Source organism: Streptomyces sp. NPDC060028, assembly GCF_042736725.1.
Classification (GTDB): Bacteria; Actinomycetota; Actinomycetes; order Streptomycetales; family Streptomycetaceae; genus Streptomyces.
Window position 1 is genome coordinate 22,609 of the sequence record NZ_JBHWVJ010000035.1, and the last position, 16,459, is coordinate 39,067.

At 71.0% G+C, this 16,459-nt stretch carries 15 protein-coding genes and 2 tRNA genes; 7 read left to right on the top strand and 10 right to left on the bottom strand.

The annotated features are described in order from the left end of the window. The first annotated feature begins 63 nt into the window (after positions 1-63). The 3 genes from aroA (at position 64) to ACFWBF_RS19200 (ending at position 2,885) form a co-directional block, all read left to right on the top strand. Entirely contained in the window at positions 64-1,410 is a 1,347-nt protein-coding gene (gene aroA, locus ACFWBF_RS19190; RefSeq protein WP_385602915.1) for a 3-phosphoshikimate 1-carboxyvinyltransferase, read from the top strand. An 8-nt stretch (positions 1,411-1,418) separates the two neighbouring features. Then, entirely contained in the window at positions 1,419-2,429 is a 1,011-nt protein-coding gene (gene rsgA / locus ACFWBF_RS19195) for a ribosome small subunit-dependent GTPase A (RefSeq protein WP_385602918.1), read from the top strand. Positions 2,430-2,561: 132 nt separating this feature from the next. Next, entirely contained in the window at positions 2,562-2,885 is a 324-nt protein-coding gene (locus tag ACFWBF_RS19200) for a DMT family transporter (RefSeq protein WP_385230941.1), read from the top strand. On the opposite strand, the gene ACFWBF_RS19205 is transcribed toward ACFWBF_RS19200, so the two are convergent. Beyond that, a complete protein-coding gene (locus ACFWBF_RS19205; RefSeq protein WP_385602921.1) occupies positions 2,851-3,414 on the bottom strand; it encodes a TetR/AcrR family transcriptional regulator in 564 nt (187 codons plus the stop codon). The genes ACFWBF_RS19200 and ACFWBF_RS19205 overlap by 35 nt on opposite strands. 123 nt (positions 3,415-3,537) lie before the next feature. On the opposite strand from ACFWBF_RS19205, the gene hisN reads away from it, so the two are divergent. Continuing rightward, entirely contained in the window at positions 3,538-4,371 is an 834-nt protein-coding gene (gene hisN, locus ACFWBF_RS19210; RefSeq protein ID WP_385602924.1) for a histidinol-phosphatase, read from the top strand. Between the two features lie 165 nt (positions 4,372-4,536). Next, positions 4,537-4,932 (top strand): cyclic nucleotide-binding/CBS domain-containing protein, encoded by a 396-nt coding sequence (locus tag ACFWBF_RS19215; protein ID WP_385230950.1) that lies wholly within the window; start codon positions 4,537-4,539, stop codon positions 4,930-4,932. Positions 4,933-5,002: 70 nt separating this feature from the next. On the opposite strand, the gene ACFWBF_RS19220 is transcribed toward ACFWBF_RS19215, so the two are convergent. Beyond that, positions 5,003-6,472, bottom strand: coding sequence for a catalase (locus ACFWBF_RS19220; RefSeq protein ID WP_385602927.1), 1,470 nt, complete (start codon positions 6,470-6,472; stop codon positions 5,003-5,005). A gap of 131 nt (positions 6,473-6,603) precedes the next feature. Here ACFWBF_RS19220 and ACFWBF_RS19225 point away from each other — a divergent pair, with 131 nt between their 5' ends. Continuing rightward, positions 6,604-7,020, top strand: a complete 417-nt coding sequence (locus ACFWBF_RS19225; protein ID WP_365918611.1) for a Fur family transcriptional regulator — start codon at positions 6,604-6,606, stop codon at positions 7,018-7,020. A gap of 124 nt (positions 7,021-7,144) precedes the next feature. Here ACFWBF_RS19225 and ACFWBF_RS19230 read toward each other — a convergent pair. The 4 genes from ACFWBF_RS19230 to ACFWBF_RS19245 all read right to left on the bottom strand — a co-directional run bounded on the left by ACFWBF_RS19230 (position 7,145) and on the right by ACFWBF_RS19245 (position 12,358). Further along, a tRNA-Met gene (locus tag ACFWBF_RS19230) sits at positions 7,145-7,218 on the bottom strand. A gap of 53 nt (positions 7,219-7,271) precedes the next feature. Next, positions 7,272-9,128, bottom strand: a complete 1,857-nt coding sequence (locus ACFWBF_RS19235; RefSeq protein ID WP_385602930.1) for a sel1 repeat family protein — start codon at positions 9,126-9,128, stop codon at positions 7,272-7,274. A 192-nt stretch (positions 9,129-9,320) separates the two neighbouring features. Next, positions 9,321-9,394 (bottom strand) — tRNA-Met (locus ACFWBF_RS19240). Positions 9,395-9,463: 69 nt separating this feature from the next. Next, positions 9,464-12,358, bottom strand: a complete 2,895-nt coding sequence (locus ACFWBF_RS19245; RefSeq protein ID WP_385603018.1) for a UPF0182 family protein — start codon at positions 12,356-12,358, stop codon at positions 9,464-9,466. A gap of 135 nt (positions 12,359-12,493) precedes the next feature. On the opposite strand from ACFWBF_RS19245, the gene ACFWBF_RS19250 reads away from it, so the two are divergent. Beyond that, positions 12,494-13,063, top strand: a complete 570-nt coding sequence (locus ACFWBF_RS19250) for a PPA1309 family protein (protein ID WP_385602933.1) — start codon at positions 12,494-12,496, stop codon at positions 13,061-13,063. Positions 13,064-13,099: 36 nt separating this feature from the next. Here ACFWBF_RS19250 and ACFWBF_RS19255 read toward each other — a convergent pair whose 3' ends face one another. The 4 genes from ACFWBF_RS19255 to ACFWBF_RS19270 all read right to left on the bottom strand — a co-directional run bounded on the left by ACFWBF_RS19255 (position 13,100) and on the right by ACFWBF_RS19270 (position 16,349). Continuing rightward, the gene (locus ACFWBF_RS19255) at positions 13,100-14,188 is read right to left on the bottom strand and encodes a PDZ domain-containing protein (protein WP_385602936.1); all 1,089 of its coding nucleotides are present in this window, start codon (positions 14,186-14,188) and stop codon (positions 13,100-13,102) included. A gap of 69 nt (positions 14,189-14,257) precedes the next feature. Beyond that, complete coding sequence (locus ACFWBF_RS19260; RefSeq protein ID WP_385602939.1) at positions 14,258-14,455, bottom strand: hypothetical protein; 198 nt, start codon at positions 14,453-14,455, stop codon at positions 14,258-14,260. 150 nt (positions 14,456-14,605) lie between these two features. Beyond that, a complete protein-coding gene (locus tag ACFWBF_RS19265; protein ID WP_385230663.1) occupies positions 14,606-15,067 on the bottom strand; it encodes a molybdenum cofactor biosynthesis protein MoaE in 462 nt (153 codons plus the stop codon). 127 nt (positions 15,068-15,194) lie between these two features. Continuing rightward, positions 15,195-16,349 carry an SDR family oxidoreductase gene (locus ACFWBF_RS19270; protein ID WP_385602942.1) on the bottom strand — a complete coding sequence of 385 codons (1,155 nt, stop codon included), beginning with the start codon at positions 16,347-16,349 and terminating at the stop codon, positions 15,195-15,197. Between the last annotated feature and the right edge of the window lie 110 nt (positions 16,350-16,459).

Here is a 16,459-nt window from a genome sequence, read left to right on the forward strand (position 1 = left end):
CGCCCCCTGAGACGGCTTCGCGATCAAGATCTGCCTTCGTGGGTAGCCACTAAAGTGGGGGCCATGACCGAGACCTCCGCGCTCCCCGCCCTCTGGCCCGCCCCGCTCGCTGACGGCCGCCTCCACGCCACCGTCGCCGTGCCCGGGTCGAAGTCGGTCACCAACCGCGCCCTCGTGCTCGCGGCGCTCGCCTCCGAGCCCGGCTGGGTGCGGCGCCCGCTGCGCTCGCGCGATTCGCAGCTGATGTCGGACGCGCTGCGCGCGATGGGCGTCGGCATCGAGGAGACCGTCTCCTCCGCCTCGGCCGGCGACGGCTCGGGCGGCGAGGCCTGGCGGATCATCCCGGCCGCCCTGCGCGGACCGGCCACCGTAGACGTCGGCAACGCGGGCACGGTCATGCGCTTCCTGCCGCCGGTCGCCACCCTCGCCGCCGGCGACATCCGCTTCGACGGCGACCCGCGCTCCTACGAGCGGCCGCTCGGCGAGGTCATCAACGCACTGCGCGCCCTCGGCGCCCGGATCGACGACGACGGCCGGGGCGCACTGCCCCTGACCGTCCAGGGCGGCGGGGCCCTGGAGGGCGGAACGGTCGAGATCGACGCCACCAACTCCTCGCAGTTCGTCTCCGCGCTGCTGCTCTCCGGCCCGCGCTTCAACCAGGGCGTCGAGGTCCGGCACGTGGGCACCAACCTGCCGTCGATGCCGCACATCCGGATGACCGTGGAGATGCTGCGCGCGGCCGGCGCCCAGGTCGACACCCCCGAGGCCGGCGGCGAGAAGAACGTGTGGCGGGTCGCGCCCGGCGCGCTGCTCGGCCGCGACATGGTCGTGGAGCCCGACCTCTCCAACGCGCAGCCCTTCATGGCGGCGGCCCTGATCACGGGCGGCACGGTCACCATCCCCGACTGGCCGCGCCGCACCACGCAGCCCGGTGACGCGCTGCGCCGGATCTTCACGGAGATGGGCGGCTCCTGCGAGCTGACCGACGCGGGCCTGGTCTTCACCGGCACCGGCAAGATCCACGGCATCGACGTGGACCTCGGCGAGGTCGGCGAGCTCACCCCGGGCATCGCGGCGGTCGCCGCCCTGGCCGACTCCCCGTCCACGCTGCGCGGTGTCCAGCACCTGCGGCTGCACGAGACGGACCGGCTGGCGGCGCTCACCAAGGAGATCAACGAGCTCGGCGGCGACGTCACCGAGACGGCCGACGGTCTGCACATCCGCCCGCGCCCGCTGCACGGCGGCGTGTTCCACACGTACGACGACCACCGGATGGCGACCGCGGGCGCGGTGATCGGCCTTGCCGTGGAGGGCGTGCAGATCGAGAACGTGGCCACGACCGCGAAGACGCTGCCCGACTTCCCGAAGATGTGGACAGACATGCTCGCGGGAGCGGGAGCGGGAGCGTAGGGACCGTCATGCGCAGGTACGGCAAGCACACCGACGAGGACGACATCCGCCAGCGCCCGAACCCCAAGGGCAACCGGCCCCGGACGAACATCCGGCCCAAGCACGAGGACGCCTCCGAGGGCTTCGTCCTGACCGTCGACCGCGGCAGGCTGACCTGCCTGGTCGGCGACCGGGCCGTCCACGCGATGAAGTCCAGGGAGCTGGGCCGCAAGGCCGCGGTGGTCGGCGACCTGGTCTGGATCGTCGGCGACCTGACCGGCAAGAAGGACACCCTCGCCCGGATCGTGCGGATCGAGGAGCGCAAGTCGGTCCTGCGGCGCACCGCCGACGACGACGACCCGTACGAGCGCGTGGTCGTCGCCAACGCCGACCAGCTGGCCATCGTCACGGCGCTGGCCGACCCGGAGCCGCGGCCCCGGATGATCGACCGCTGCCTGGTGGCCGCGTACGACGCCGGGCTGGAGCCGCTGCTGGTGCTGACCAAGTCCGACCTGACCTCCGCCGACAAGATCCTGGAGATCTACTCGACGCTCGGCGTGAACTACGTCGTCACCAACCGCGAGGAACTGGCGACGGGCGACGCGGCCGCCAAGGTGCGCGAGCGCCTGGAGGGCCGGATCACCGCTTTCGTGGGCCACTCGGGCGTCGGCAAGACCACCCTGGTCAACTCGCTGGTGGCACCGGACCGCAAGCGTGCGACCGGTGTGGTCAACGCGGTCACCGGGCGCGGCCGGCACACCACCACCTCGGCCCTGGCGCTGCCGCTGCCCGGGATGGAGGGCTGGGTCATCGACACCCCGGGCGTGCGCTCCTTCGGCCTGCACCACGTGGACCCGTCCCGCGTGATCCTGGCCTTCCCGGACCTGGTGGCGGGTACGGAGGAGTGTCCGCGCGCGTGCAGCCACGACGAGCCGGACTGCGCGCTGGACAAGTGGGTGCAGGACGGCCACGCGGACCCGGCGCGGCTGTACTCGCTGCGGCGGCTGCTGGAGACGCGGGAGCGCCGCGACGGCGACTGATGGGCGGTTGATCGGCGGTTGATCGTCCCGCGGGGTTTGCCCGGGTGGGCTGAAGGTCATGTCTGGATGAGCGCACCACCGCACCATCGCACCGAGTGACGCGAGGTCACGTGACGCGGGGAGGCATTCGACATGGCGTGGCTGCTCGTCGTGGTCGCGGGAATCCTGGAGACCGGCTTCGCGGTCTGCCTCAAGCTGTCCCACGGTTTCACCCGGCTGTGGCCGACGGTCGCTTTCGCGTGCTTCGCGCTCAGCAGTTTCGGGCTGCTGACGCTGGCGCTCAAGAAACTGGACGTCGGCCCCGCTTACGCGGTGTGGACGGGCATCGGGGCCGCGGGCACCGCGATCTACGGCATGGTCTTCCTCGGCGACCTCGTGTCGACCCTCAAACTCGTCTCGATCTCGCTGGTCATCCTCGGGGTCATCGGCCTCCAGCTGTCCGGTTCGGCTCATTGAGCAGCCGCAGCAGCTCCCCGGAGCCCGGCTGTGCGGCGGGGGCTATCAGGTAGGAGAGGGCGAGGCGCACGGCGAGCTCGCACCGTTGCGCCGCCTCCCCCGACCCGAGCGCGCCGTCCGCCCGTTCGCGCACGGAGCGGACCAGCTCCGCGGGCCCCAGCGCCGGCACTCCCGGCCGGACCCCCTGGCCGGCCGGCACCGGCAGGTTCCCGTTCCAGCAGCCGGTCAGCAGGGCCCGTACGAGGGGCCGCGCACGGGCCGCCCGTACGGTCCACTCCGCGACCGCGGCCAGCCGCTCGGCGGTCGCGGCCGGGGGGCCCAGGGCCCGGTCCACCCCGTCGAGGTACCAGGCGGCCTCGCGCCGGACCAGGGCGTGGCCCAGGCCCGCCTTGCCGGCGAACTCGTTGTAGAGCGTCTGGCGGGACACCCCCGCGGCGGCGGCCACCTCGACCATCCGCACGGCCGGCCAAGGGCGCGCCGAGAGGGCCGCTCCCGCGGCTTCGAGCAAGGACTCCCGGGCTGTCGGCATCGTCGCCTCCCCGCTTGACGTCCCCGCCAGAGTTGACGGACCGGCAGGTCCTGTCAAGGGCGCATCCCGGTCGCACCGTGGACGTCGTTCGCCGGTCCGCGGCGGTCTCGATACTGTTCTGGCATGCCCGAGTATGACGATGACCTGCGCCTTGCCCTTGAGCTCGCCGACGCGGCGGACGCCGCCACGATGCAGCGGTTCCGCGCCCTCGATCTGAGAGTCGAGACGAAGCCGGACATGACCCCGGTCAGCGAGGCGGACACGGCCACGGAGGAGATCATCCGGGCCGGGATCGCGGCCGCGCGCCCCGACGACGCGATCCTCGGCGAGGAGTACGGCCTCAAGGGCAGCGGCCCGCGCCGCTGGGTCGTGGACCCGATCGACGGTACGAAGAACTATGTGCGCGGCGTGCCGGTGTGGGCGACGCTGATCTCGCTGATGGCCAAGGACACCACCGAGACCACCGAGACCACCGAGGACACAGCCGGCGTCTTCCGCCCCGTGGTCGGCGTGGTGTCCGCGCCGGCGCTGGGGCGGCGCTGGTGGGCGGCGCGCGGCCGGGGCGCGTACGCGGGCGGTGCGCTGGGCGAGACGACGGCGATCGGCGTGTCGAAGGTGGGCGGGCTGGGCGACGCCTCGTTCGCGTACTCCTCGCTCGGCGGCTGGGAGGAGCAGGGCCGGCTTCCGGGGTTCCTGGACCTGACCCGCGCGTGCTGGCGTACGCGGGGCTACGGGGACTTCTGGCCGTACATGATGGTCGCCGAGGGCTCGCTGGACCTGTGCGCGGAGCCGGAGCTGAACCTGTGGGACATGGCGGCCCTCGCGGTCGTGGTCGAGGAGGCGGGCGGCCGTTTCACCAGCCTCGACGGGGTGGACGGCGTACACGGCGGGAACGCGGCGGCCTCCAACGGGCTGCTGCACGAGGAGATGCTGGGGCACCTGCGGCCGCGCCCCTGACGCGCCGGGGGCGCGGGTGCGCGCATCCGTGTGTGCCGAGCGCGCCCTCTTGATGACTCTGCGTGCTCATGGGAATCTGAGACTCCCCCTGCTTGTGCGCTTGTGAATGCCTTCTCAAGTGCACCCCCCGGGCGGGGGGACTCACCCCAGGAGGTGGCTCTCTTCATGCTCGTCCGCGACGCCATGAGCACCGTGATCCTCACCCTCGGCCCCACTCACACCCTGCGTCAGGCGGCCTGCCTGATGTCCGGCCGGCGCGTCGGCGCGGCCGTCGTCCTCGATCCCGAACACAGCGGCATCGGCATCCTCACCGAGCGCGACATCCTCAACTCGATCGGCGCCGGACACGATCCCGACCGGGAGTCCGTGGGCGCCCACACCACGAACAACGTGGTGTTCTGCACCCCTGACGCCACCGTGCAGGAAGCCGCCGAGGCCATGGCCCACGGCGGCTTCCGCCATCTGATCGTGCTGGAGAACGGCGGCCCGGTGGGCATCGTGTCCGTACGGGACGTCATCCGCTGCTGGGCACCGGCGCGGCGCCGCGCCGTACCGGCGTAGCCGACGGCGGCGGGCCGCAGCCCCCCGAAGGGGACCGCGGCCCGCCGTCTCACATCGACAAGCGATCCGGTCAGCCGCGAAGGGCCTGGACCGCGGCTTCGAGCCGCTTGCCGAAGTCGCCGTCCGCCTGGCGGAAGTTGTTGATCGCCCGCTCGACGATGTCGTCACGGGAGACCTTGGCTATGAAGCCGGACAGGTTCTCGATCAGACGGGACTTCTCGTCCTCGGAGTACAGGCGGTAGAGGTTGCCCGCCTGGACGAAGTCGTTGTCCTCACGGTGCACGGGGGCGGCGTGGTTGCCGGTGCCACCGTTCAGCGTGACGGGCTGCCACAGCGGGCGGTCCGTCTGGTGCGGGCCGCCGAAGCTGTTCGGCTCGTAGTTCTTCGCGCCCTTGTGGCGGCCGTCGTACAGGTGGCCGTCACGGGAGTGGGTGCGCGCCTCGGTGGCGTGCGGGCGGTTCACCGGCAGGTGGTCGGCGTTGATGCCGACGCGGTAGCGGTGGGCGTCGCCGTAGCCGAAGAGACGGCCCTGGAGCATCTTGTCCGGGGACGGACCGATGCCGGGGACGAAGTGCGCCGGCGAGAAGATCGACTGCTCGACCTCGGCGAAGACGTTCTCCGGGTTGCGGTTGAGCTCCAGCTTGCCGATCTCGATCGGCGGGTAGTCCGCGTGCGGCCACACCTTGGTGAGGTCGAACGGGTTGAAGCGGTACTCGGCCGCCTCGGCCGCCGGCATGATCTGGACCTGCACGGTCCAGGACGGGAAGTCGCCGCGCTCGATCGACTCGCGCAGGTCGCGCTGGTGGGAGTCGGGGTCCTCACCGGCGAGCTGGTTGGCCTCGGCCTGGGTGAGGTTCTTGATGCCCTGGTCGGTCTTGAAGTGGTACTTGACCCAGAAGACCTCGCCGGCCTCGTTGTTCCACTGGAACGTGTGCGAGCCGAAGCCGTTCATGTGGCGGTAGGACGCCGGGATGCCGCGGTCACCGAACAGCCAGGTCACCTGGTGGGTGGACTCGGGCGACAGACCCCAGAAGTCCCAGACGTTGTCCGCCTCCTGCGAGCCGGTGTACGGGTCGCGCTTCTGGGTGTGGATGAAGTCCGGGAACTTGATGGCGTCCTTGATGAAGAACACCGGGGTGTTGTTGCCGACGAGGTCGTAGTTGCCCTCTTCGGTGTAGAACTTCAGCGCCCAGCCGCGGGGGTCGCGCACGGCGTCGGCGCTGCCGAGGTTGCCGGCGACGGTGGAGAAGCGCAGGAAGGTCTCGGTCTGCTTGCCGACCTCGGAGAGGAAGTTCGCCCGGGTCCACTGCGAGACGTCACGGGTGAGCGTGAAGGTGCCGTACGCACCCGCGCCACGGGCGTGCACCACGCGCTCCGGGATGCGCTCGCGGTTGAAGTGCGCGAGCTTCTCCAGCAGCAGCTGGTCCTGGACCAGAACGGGGCCGCCGACGCCGGCGGTCTCGCTGTTCTGGTTGTCGGCAACCGGAGCCCCGGCCTCCGTGGTGAGCGGTCCCTGTGTCACGTGCGCCTCCTGCGTCATTCCTGCATGTCCTGTCGCTTGGCCTAAGCCGTTACCGATCCTACGATGGACAATGTCTAAGTCAAGTAAACATCCAAGTCCACACAGGTTCGGGAGTTACACCAAGTCCCCTCGCTGTTAGGCTGGCGTCTATGAGTGACCTGCTGGAACGACTTCGCGGACGCGGATGGCGCATGACCGCACAGCGGCGCGTCGTGGCCGAGGTGCTCGACGGTGACCACGTTCACCTGACGGCCGACGAGGTGCACGCCCGCGCGGTGGCCAAGCTCCCCGAGATCTCGCGCGCCACGGTGTACAACACGCTGGGCGAGCTCGTCACGCTCGGCGAGGTCCTGGAGGTCTCCACGGACCGCCGGGCCAAGCGGTACGACCCGAACGCCCACCGGCCCCACCAGCACCTGGTCTGCGCCCAGTGCGGCGCGATCCGCGACGTCCACCCGGCGGGGAACCCGCTGGCCGACCTGCCGGACGCGGAGCGCTTCGGCTTCGTGGTCTCGGCGGTCGAGGTGACGTACCGCGGAGTGTGCCCGAACTGCGCGGGCGCGTAGCGAACGAAAAAGTGGGGCCCGGGAGCGATGCTCCCGGGCCCCACTTCGTTGCCCTGATCCGTTTCCGTTGCATGAGAAACGACTGAAGGCCCGGATCCATGGGATCCGGGCCTTCGGCCTTCAGTAGCGGGGACAGGATTTGAACCTGCGACCTCTGGGTTATGAGCCCAGCGAGCTACCGAGCTGCTCCACCCCGCGTCGGTAAACCTGACTTTACGTGACGCCACCCGGCAGATGCAAATCGGTTAACTTCAGGCCGACAGTTCCTCGGCCAGGGCCTCGCGGAGACGGGCCGCCCGGGCCGAGACCTCCGCCGGGCCCAGTTCCATGGCGCGCACGCACCACTTCTGACCTTCCGCGAGGTCCCCGTGCCGGGCGGCCAGCAGCCCGAGCCGCAGCGCCGCGCGGCCGTGGCCGGCCACCGCCGCGCGGGTCCACCACAGCGCCGCCTCCGGCTCGCTCCCCTCGCGGGCCAGCAACAGCCCCAGGTTGAACGCCCCGTTGCGGGAGCCGGCCTCCGCCGCCTCCCGGTACCACCGCGCGGCCACGACGAGGTCGCCCCGGGCCGCGGCCAGCATGCCCACCCGTACCTGCGCCCGCCGGTGGCCCAGCTCGGCGGCGCGCTCGTACCACTCCTCGCTCTCGGTGCGCTCCACGCCGCCCAGGGGTTCGCCCAGTGCCACCGGCTCCGGCGGCGGGGCCAGCGACTCCAGCAGCGAGGCCAGCCGGAAGGCCGCCTCGGCGCTGCCGCCCCCGGCCGCGCAGCGCAGGTGCCGCTCGGCCGCGCGGTCCTCCCCGTCGCGGACCAGCGCGATGCCGACTTGGAGCGCCGCGTCCGTGTGCCCGGCCGAAGCCGCCCGCTCGTACCACTTCAGCGCGGTGCGGTCCTCGTCCCGGCTCGCGAACAGGATCCCGAGGTTGAAGGCGGCGTCCACGCTGCCCGCCTCGGCCGCCTTCGAGAACCACGGCTCGGCGCCCTCCGCGTCCCCGCCCTGGAGCAGCAGGATGGCCAGCGCGTTCGCCGCCTCGCGGTGCCCCGCGTAGGCCGCGCGCCGGTACCACTGCTCGGCCTGCGCCGTCCGCTCCTGCGCCGCACACAGCAGCGCCAGGTTGTACGCCCCGTTCTGGTCGCCCGCGTCCATCGCGGCCCGGTACCACTTCTCCGCCGTCTGGGTCTCGCCGCGCGCCGCGTGCATGGCGCCGAGCGCGTTGGCCGCGTTGCCGTCGCCGTCCTGTGCCGCCCGCAGCCACCACGTGGCCGCGTTGTCCTCGTCCCCGGCGTCGCGCAGCAGGAAGCCGAGCGCGCACGCCGCCCGCGCCTCGCCCTGCTTGGCGGAGGTCAGGTACCAGCGCCCGGCCTCCTTGAGCTCGCCGCGCGCCTCCAGCAGCGCGCCCAGGTGCAGCGCGGCGCGCCGGTGTCCACGCGCGGCGGCCTGCCGGTACCACTGCTCGGCCTCGGCGGGGTCGCCCTTGCGCAGGTGCCGCGCCAGCCGGTAGGCGGCCTCGCGGTGCCCCTGCTCGGCGGCGGCGCGGAACCACCGCTCCACGCCCTTGTCGCCGCGGTGTTCCAGCAGGTCCGCCAGCCCGTACGCCCCCAGCGCGTGACCGGACTCCGCCGCCTGGCGCAGCCAGTACTCGGCGGCCGGCTCGTCCCCCCGCTCGCGGAAGTGGCGGCCGAGCGCGTGCGCCGCCGGAGCGGATCCGGCCACGGCGGCGACCCGCCACCAGCCGGCGGCGTCTTCCGGGTAACCCCGCTGGTGGAGCAGTACGCCGAGGTTGTTCGCGGCCGCGCGGTCTCCCTCCGCGGTGGCACCGCGCAGGTAGCGCTCGGCCCCGGCCAGGTCGCCCCGGCGCAGCAGCAGCGCCCCGAGCACGCTCATCGCGCCGGGGTCGCCCTTGTCGGCGGCCACCCGGTGCCGGGCCTCGAGCTCCGCGTCACTGGCCGCGTCGGCCTCCACGAACGCTTCTTCCGTCAACCCCGCATCGATCGGTGCGGTCTGCGCGTTGACAGCCTGAGCCGCCTCTTCGACCTCCACGTCCGACTCGGCCCCCGCCCTCGCAAACCGCCCTGTCTCCAGCAGAGTTGACCTGCCCCCCATAAATCCCATCGTCGCATCACCTGCTACCCGCGTACACCTGGTATGTCGCAGCCAGTGAGGTCACTACAGCGTTTTGTCGACATGCCCACAGAGAGACAAGTCAAACACGCTCCTACCCCAACTCACCCGCCTCAGTGACCTCGTGTCCACGCCGGACATGACGAAGGCCCGGATCCCATGGATCCGGGCCTTCGTCTTCAGTAGCGGGGACAGGATTTGAACCTGCGACCTCTGGGTTATGAGCCCAGCGAGCTACCGAGCTGCTCCACCCCGCGTCGGTGAAACCACAGTATCACGGACGCGGGACGGAGCCGTACCGACGGTGTCGGCGCGACGAACGGCCCCTAGCCGCCTGGCTGGGGCGCCGTCGTCAGCTTCGCCTCCGCGTCGATCGCCCGCTTCAGCGCCGCCTGCAGATCGCTCTGGGCCTTGCCGTACGCCGCCCAGTCACCGCTCTTCAGTGCCTTCTCGGCATCCTCCACCGCCTTCTGCGCGTCACCGAGGGCCGCCTTCACCGTCGGGTCCTGACTGGTCGGCGGCGTGGTGGTGCCGTCGCCCGGTGGGATCGTCGGGTTGGTCGGCGTCGTGGGCACGGTCGGCGCCTCGGCCCCGAACACCACATTCAGCGCCTTCTCCAGCGTGTCCTCGAAGGCGGTCTGCCCGCCGTAGGTCACCAGCACCTTGCGCAGCAGCGGGTACTTCAGCCCGGAGCTGCGCACGTACACCGGCTCCACGTAGAGCATCCCGCCGTCGAGCGGCACCGCGAGCAGGTTTCCGTACTCGACCTCCGAGTCACCGCCGCGCAGCAGGCGGATGGATTCGGCGATCTTCGGTTCGGACTGGAACTTGCTCTGCACCTGCTTGGGACCGTCGACCGGCTTGCTGGTCGGCAGCTTCAGGATTCTGATCTTGCCGTAGTCCGGGGTGCCCGGATCGGCGTTGACCGCCATGAAGGCGCTCAGGTTGTCCCGCTCGTTCGGCGTGAACGTCGTGGTGAGCGAGAAGACCTGGTCCTTCTCCTTCTGGCCCGGCATCTTCAGGGACAGGTAGTACGGCGGAACCGCCGTACCGGCCTTGGTGGTCGGGTCGTCCGGGACGGCCCAGGCCTCACTGCCGCTGAGGAAGGTCTGCGGGTCCGTGACGTGGTAGCGGGTCAGCAGCTCGCGCTGGACCTTGAAGAGGTCCTGCGGGTAGCGGATGTGGTCCATGAGCGTCTTGGAGATCTCGCTCTTGGGCTTGACCGTCCCCGGGAACGCCTTCATCCAGGTCTTGAGGACCGGGTCCTGCGTGTCCCACTGGTACAGGCTGACCGTGCCGTCGTACGCGTCGACCGTGGCCTTCACCGAGTTGCGGATGTAGTTGACCTGGTTCTCCTGCGCCACGACCGCGCGCTGGCTGTTGGTCAGCGAGTCCGCGGTGCTCTGGCCCAGCGTGGTGCGCGAGGCGTACGGGTAGCCGTTGGTGGTCGTGTACGCGTCGACGATCCACTTGACCCGGCCGTCGATGACCGCCGGGTAGGGGGCTCCGTCGATGGTCAGCCACGGCGCGACGGCCTCGACGCGCTCCTTGGGCGTGCGGTTGTACAGGATCCGCGAGCCGTCGCCGATGGCGCCGGAGTACAGGATCTGCGGCTCGTTGAAGGTGAGCGCGTACGCGGCCCGGTTGATCGGGTTGTCCAGATTGACGCCGGAGTCGCCCTCGTAGCTCGTCTCCTTCTCGCCCTTGTCGTCCGAGTAGTCGAGCTCCTTCTGCGGTCCGCCGACGATCGAGTACTGCTTCGTCTGCTCGCCGTAGTAGATGCGCTGCTCGAAGTCCGTCCCGAACATGCCCTTGGAGGGGAGGTCGGACTGGGTGAAGTCCGGGGCGCCCTGCTCCCCGACGGTGGTTCCCTTGGCCGCGACCACGCCGTAGCCGTGCGTGTACTTGAAGTGGTCGTTGATCCAGTTGTTCTTGGGGATGCCGCCGATGTTCAGCTCGCGCAGGCCGATGACGGTGTCCTGGCCCTTGTACCGGTCCACGGCGAGCGTGGACGGGAAGGCGTAGTAGCCCTTGACCTGCTGGAGCTGCTGGAAGGCCGGGGAGACGATGTTCGGGTCGAGCAGGCGGATGCTGGCCGTGGTGTCGGCGGCCTTGCGCAGCTGGCCCTTGTCGGTGCCCGCGGCCGGTACGCCCGCGTAGTCCGTGACGTCGGCGCCGTCGATCCCGTACGCGTCACGCGTCGCCTTGATGTTCTTCTCGACGTACGGCGATTCCTTCGCCTGCTCGTTCGGCTGGACCTGGAACTTCTGGACGATCGCCGGGTACAGCCCGCCGATCAGGATCGCCGAGAGCACCATCAGGCCGAAGCCGATGACCGGCAGCTGCCAGGTGCGGCGCCACAGGGTCGCGAAGAACAGCACGGCGCAGATCGCGGCGATGGCGACCAGAATCGTTTTGGCCGGCAGATAGGCATTGGCATCGACGTACCGCAGACCGGTCCAGTTGTCCGCCGCCTTGAAGTCGCTGGACTTCACGGCGAGGCCGTACCGGTCGAGCCAGTACGCGACCGCCTTCAGCGAGACGAAGAGGCCGAGCAGCACCGACAGGTGCCCGGTCGCCGCGGCGGTGGCCCGGGCGCCCGGGCTGGTCACGCGCAGTCCGCCGTACAGGTAGTGCACGACGGCCGCGGCGATCACCGACAGCACGACCGCGGCGAAGCCGAAGCCGAGCAGGAAGCGGTACCAGGGCAGGTCGAAGGTGTAGAACGACACGTCCTTGTGGAACTGGGGGTCCTTCTGTCCGAAGGCCACCCCGTTCACATACATCAGCCAGGTCTTCCACTGGCCGGCCGCCGAGGCGCCCGCGATCAGGCCCACGAGCGCGGCGATGCCCAGCAGCAGCCACCTCCGGTACGGCGAGATGCTCATCCGGTAGCGGTCGAGGCTCTGCTGCTCCATCGACATCGCGCTCAGCGGCGGCCGCAGCCGGTGCGCCAGCCAGATGTTCAGCCCGACGGCACCGGCCATCAGCAGGCCGAAGACGGCGAAGAGGCCGATCTTGGTCCACAGGGTGGTGGTGAAGACGGTGGAGTATTTGACGGAGCGGAACCAGAGCCAGTCGGTCCAGAAGCCCGCGAACATGATGAACGCCATGGCCAGCACGGCCAGGACGCCCAAGGTCATCAGAAGGGTTCGGGCTCGCCGGGAGGGGCGGCCGACTCTCATCCGTGGCCCGGAGGGGCCTCCGCCGCGGTCCGGCATCTGGAAAGCCAAGGTGCGCACCTCGAAAGTCGCTGTGTTGTGTCAGGTGTTGAACGGGCCCCCGATCGTAGAGCCCACTCATGCAACTTACTGAGGCTTTAGTCAGTTCCCGGTATCCGATGGAAAGGAGGCAGGATGTTTCCCATGTCCAACCTTTCGCCTTCCCCCGGCACCCCCATGGCGGCCGGCCCGCTGACCCGCGCCTGCCTCGAGATCGACGAGTACGCGGCCGGCCTCGGCTGGGATCAGCCCGCGCGGCTGTTCGCCCTCGTCGACACCGCCAAGCTCAAGAGGCAGGAGCCGCGCCTGGCCGGCCAGCTCGGGCTCGACCAGGACGACGCCGGCAAGAGCTCCCTCACCCCCATCGAGCAGGACAAGCTGCCCGCGGGGACCGCCCTCGACAAGTTCCTCGGCACCATCGCCTGGCCCGATGCGGTCGTCGGCTGCGCACTGACCGTGGAGCGGCTGATGCTGCCGCCGTCCGCGGAGGCCTCCGTACCGGAGGGGCTCAATGACAAGCAGCTGGCGAAGTGGGTCGCCGGGCACCCCGAGCGCCAGGAGGTCCGCCTGACGGTGGCCGTGCTGCGCGACGGCTCGCGCGAGTCGGCCGTACGGCTGCGGGAGAAGGACTCCTCGACCGAGGTGCTCACCGGCGGTGGCCTGGTGCCCGGACTGGCGGAGGCGCTGGCGGCGACCTTCTCGTAAGGACGCGGCGGGTGGGGTACGGCAGGGCGGGCGCGGTCAGGACTTGGTGCACTGCGCCAGCCCGGCCGTGTCCCCCTTGCCGATCTTCTGCAGCGCCTTCACCGCGTCGTCGATGGTGGAGACCTTCACGAGCGTCAGCCCGCCGGGCACGTCGGCCGCGGCGGCTGCGCAGTTCTCGGCCGGGGTGAGGAAGTATCGGGCGCCGGCCTGGCGGGCGCCGATGGTCTTCATCTGGATGCCGCCGATCGGGCCGACCTTGCCCGCGTCGTCGATGGTGCCGGTGCCGGCGATGAACTTCCCGCCGGTCAGGTCCTCGGGCGTGAGCTTGTCGACGATGCCGAGGGCGAACATCAGGCCGGCGCTCGGGCCGCCGACGTCGGCGAGCTTGATGTCGATCGTGAACGGGAAGGTGTGGTCGGTGCCGGCCCGGATGCCGACGATGGCGTGGCCGTCGCCCTCCGCCTTGCCCGCGACGATCGTGACCTTGGTCGAGCCGGTGGGCTCGCGGTGCGCCTTCGCCGCCTCGGCCGCCTCCGCGGCGGGAATGATCGTGAACTCGACGGGCTCGCCGGGCTTGTGCTTGGTGACGAGCTTGGCCACGTCGTCGGGGGCGGTGACGGGAGCGCCGTCCACGGCCTTGATCACGTCCCCGGCGTGCAGCTTGCCCTCGGAGGGGCTGCCCTTGACCACGGTGGAAACGATCACGCGCGCGGAGACCGGGATGCCGAGCTGCTTGAGAGCGGCCACCTTGGCGCTCTGCTGCGACTGGCTGAACTCCTCGGCGTTCTCCTGGGTGGACTCCTGGTCGGTCTTGCCGTCCGGGTAGAGGTTCTCGTGCGGTACGACGATGTTGTCCCCGGCCAGCCAGCCGTACACCGCTTCCAGCAGGTTCATGTCGTAGTCCGCGCCCGTGACGCGGACCGTCGTCATGTTCAGGTGCCCGCTGGTGGGATACGTCTTGCGCCCCGACACGTTCAGTACGGGCTCGCCGTGCGAGTCCCCGAGCGTGTTCACGGTCGGGCCCGGGCTCATCTCGGAGTACGGGACCCTGAGGAACACCCCTGCGCAGAGCAGCGCGAACAGCATGAGGGTGGAGGCGAGCATCGTCGCAGTGCGGCGTGGCATGGACCGACAGTACGGGACGGCCCTGACGCGCGGCCGCTCGGGCCGGTCCGTACGGAACTCCGGGACACCTCAGACGGCGTCGGAACCGGAGTGCGCATCTGCCTTCACCCTGGCCTGTTCGGCCTTGCCCATGACTTCGCGGAACCTCGCGTAGCCCGCGAGCTCGGATATGTCACCGGATGTACGGTCGCGTGCCGCCCAGCTGCCCCATATCGCCGCTCCGATCGCGGCGAACAGCGGAATCAGCAACCACGCCAGAGACGCCATGGGCGTGCCTCCCTACCCCGAAAATACGTGTCGTCGTTGGTGGCTTCAACGCTCGTGCCCGGGAGGGGGTTACGCAAATCGAGGGCGTGTTGCGCGGCCGAACGGGGGTGACGCTACCCCCATCCGGGGGCAGCGCCGCGGCCGGGGGCTTCAGCAGGCGCCGACCCATTCCTCCGTGCCGTCGGAGAAGGTCTGGTGCTTCCAGATCGGCACCTCGTGCTTGAGGTCGTCGATCAGCATCCGGCAGGCCTCGAAGGCCTCGCCGCGGTGCGGGCAGGACACGGCGACGACGACCGCGAGGTCTCCCACGGAGAGGTCGCCCACGCGGTGCACGGCGGCCAGGGCGCGGACCGGGTACTTCGCCACGACCCGCTCGGCGACGCGGCGCATCTCCGCCTCGGCCGTGGGGTGGCAGGAGTAGCCGAGGGAGTCGACGTCGGCTCCGCCGTCGTGATTGCGCACCGTGCCGACGAAGAGCGTCGTACCGCCGGTCGCGTCGTCCCCGACGGCCTGGAAGACCTCGTCGAGCGAGAGCGGGGTTTCACGGATCTCGAGCAGCCGGATCGGATCCGGAGCGGGCTGCTCGCCGGGGTGGTCGAAGTGCGGTGCCATAGCTTCCATCGTGCCCTAGCCGCTGACGCGGCGGAATAGCCGATTCGCCCGGCCCGCACCCGCCACCTTGGGAGCCTCCTACAGAAACCCTGACCCTTGCCGGGAGCCGGGCCGGGGCTCCGGCCGGTCAGATGCCGCGGCGGCGGCGGGCCGCACGGACCACGGCGGCGGCGCCCAGCAGCGCGACCGTCGCACCGGCCGCACCCGCGGCGGTGGCGTCCTTGCGGCCCAGCCGCCGGCCCACGACGGTGTGCCGGCCCGCGACCTCCTGGAGGAGCTCGGCCAGCACCTCCTCGTTCGTCCACCGCGGCCGCCACCCCGCCGCGTGCAGCCCGCTGATGCTGACCACCCACGGGTGCATCGTGTACGCCAGGTCACCGGCCGGGGACGGCGTCAGGCCGATCCGGTGCAGCCGGGCCGCCGCGCCCAGCGCCACCGCGGACGGCAGCTCCATGCGGCGGATGCCGCTCAGCTCCTCGACCTCCTCCTGCTCCAGCCACCCCTCGCAGCCCACCGCGAGCTCGCCCTCGACCTTCTCCAGGGCCGCGTACTCCAGCGCACTGACCAGGTCCTCCACGTGGCAGAACTGCCAGGTGGGACGCGATCCCGCCACCACGAGCAGCCGCGGCGACTCGAAGTACCGGGTCAGCGCGGTGTCCGTGCCGCCGACCAGGACCGCCGGCCGGACCACGGTGACGTTCAGGCCCGGGTGCGCCCGCGGCGCCCGGCGGCCCAGCCGCTCGATCTCCAGCAGGTCGCCGACGCCGGTCGCCTCGGCGGTGGCCCGCAGCTCCGCGTCCTCCGAGAGCGGGATGTCGTTGTCCGGCAGCGCCCCGTAGACCATCGCGGAGGTGCACAGCACGACCCGGTGCACCCCGGCCGCCGCGGCGGCGGTGAGCACGGTCTGGGTGCCGCGCACGTTGTACGCGGTGCGTGCGGCCGGGTCCGTCTCCAGATCGAGGTCAAGCGCCAGGTGGACCACCACGTCCGCGCCGCGCAGCTTCTCCGCGATCGCGGGGTCCCGTACGTCCAGGACGTGCCACTGCGCGGCCGCGCAGTCCCCGCGCCGCTCGTCGATCGCGACGACCTGCTTGACCTCGTCGGAGGCGGCCAGCCGGCTCACCAGGGCCGCGCCGACGCCCGAGGCGGCGCCGGTCACGGCGATCACGGGGCCTCGCACGGCCGGGTTTCGCGGCTGGCGAACGCCGTGCGCGCTGTCATCGTGCTCAGGGCGGTTTTCGGCGTCGTCAGTCGCTCGAACCTGCGGATCTGGGGAACTCACCGGGCGTCTCCAGCGGTTGTCTTCAGTAGGGACGCGCCGTGGACGCGTACCTACCAGGTGATGTCCATCCTGCCGCAGCCCAGGAGCCGGCGGAGCACCGAGCCCGGAAG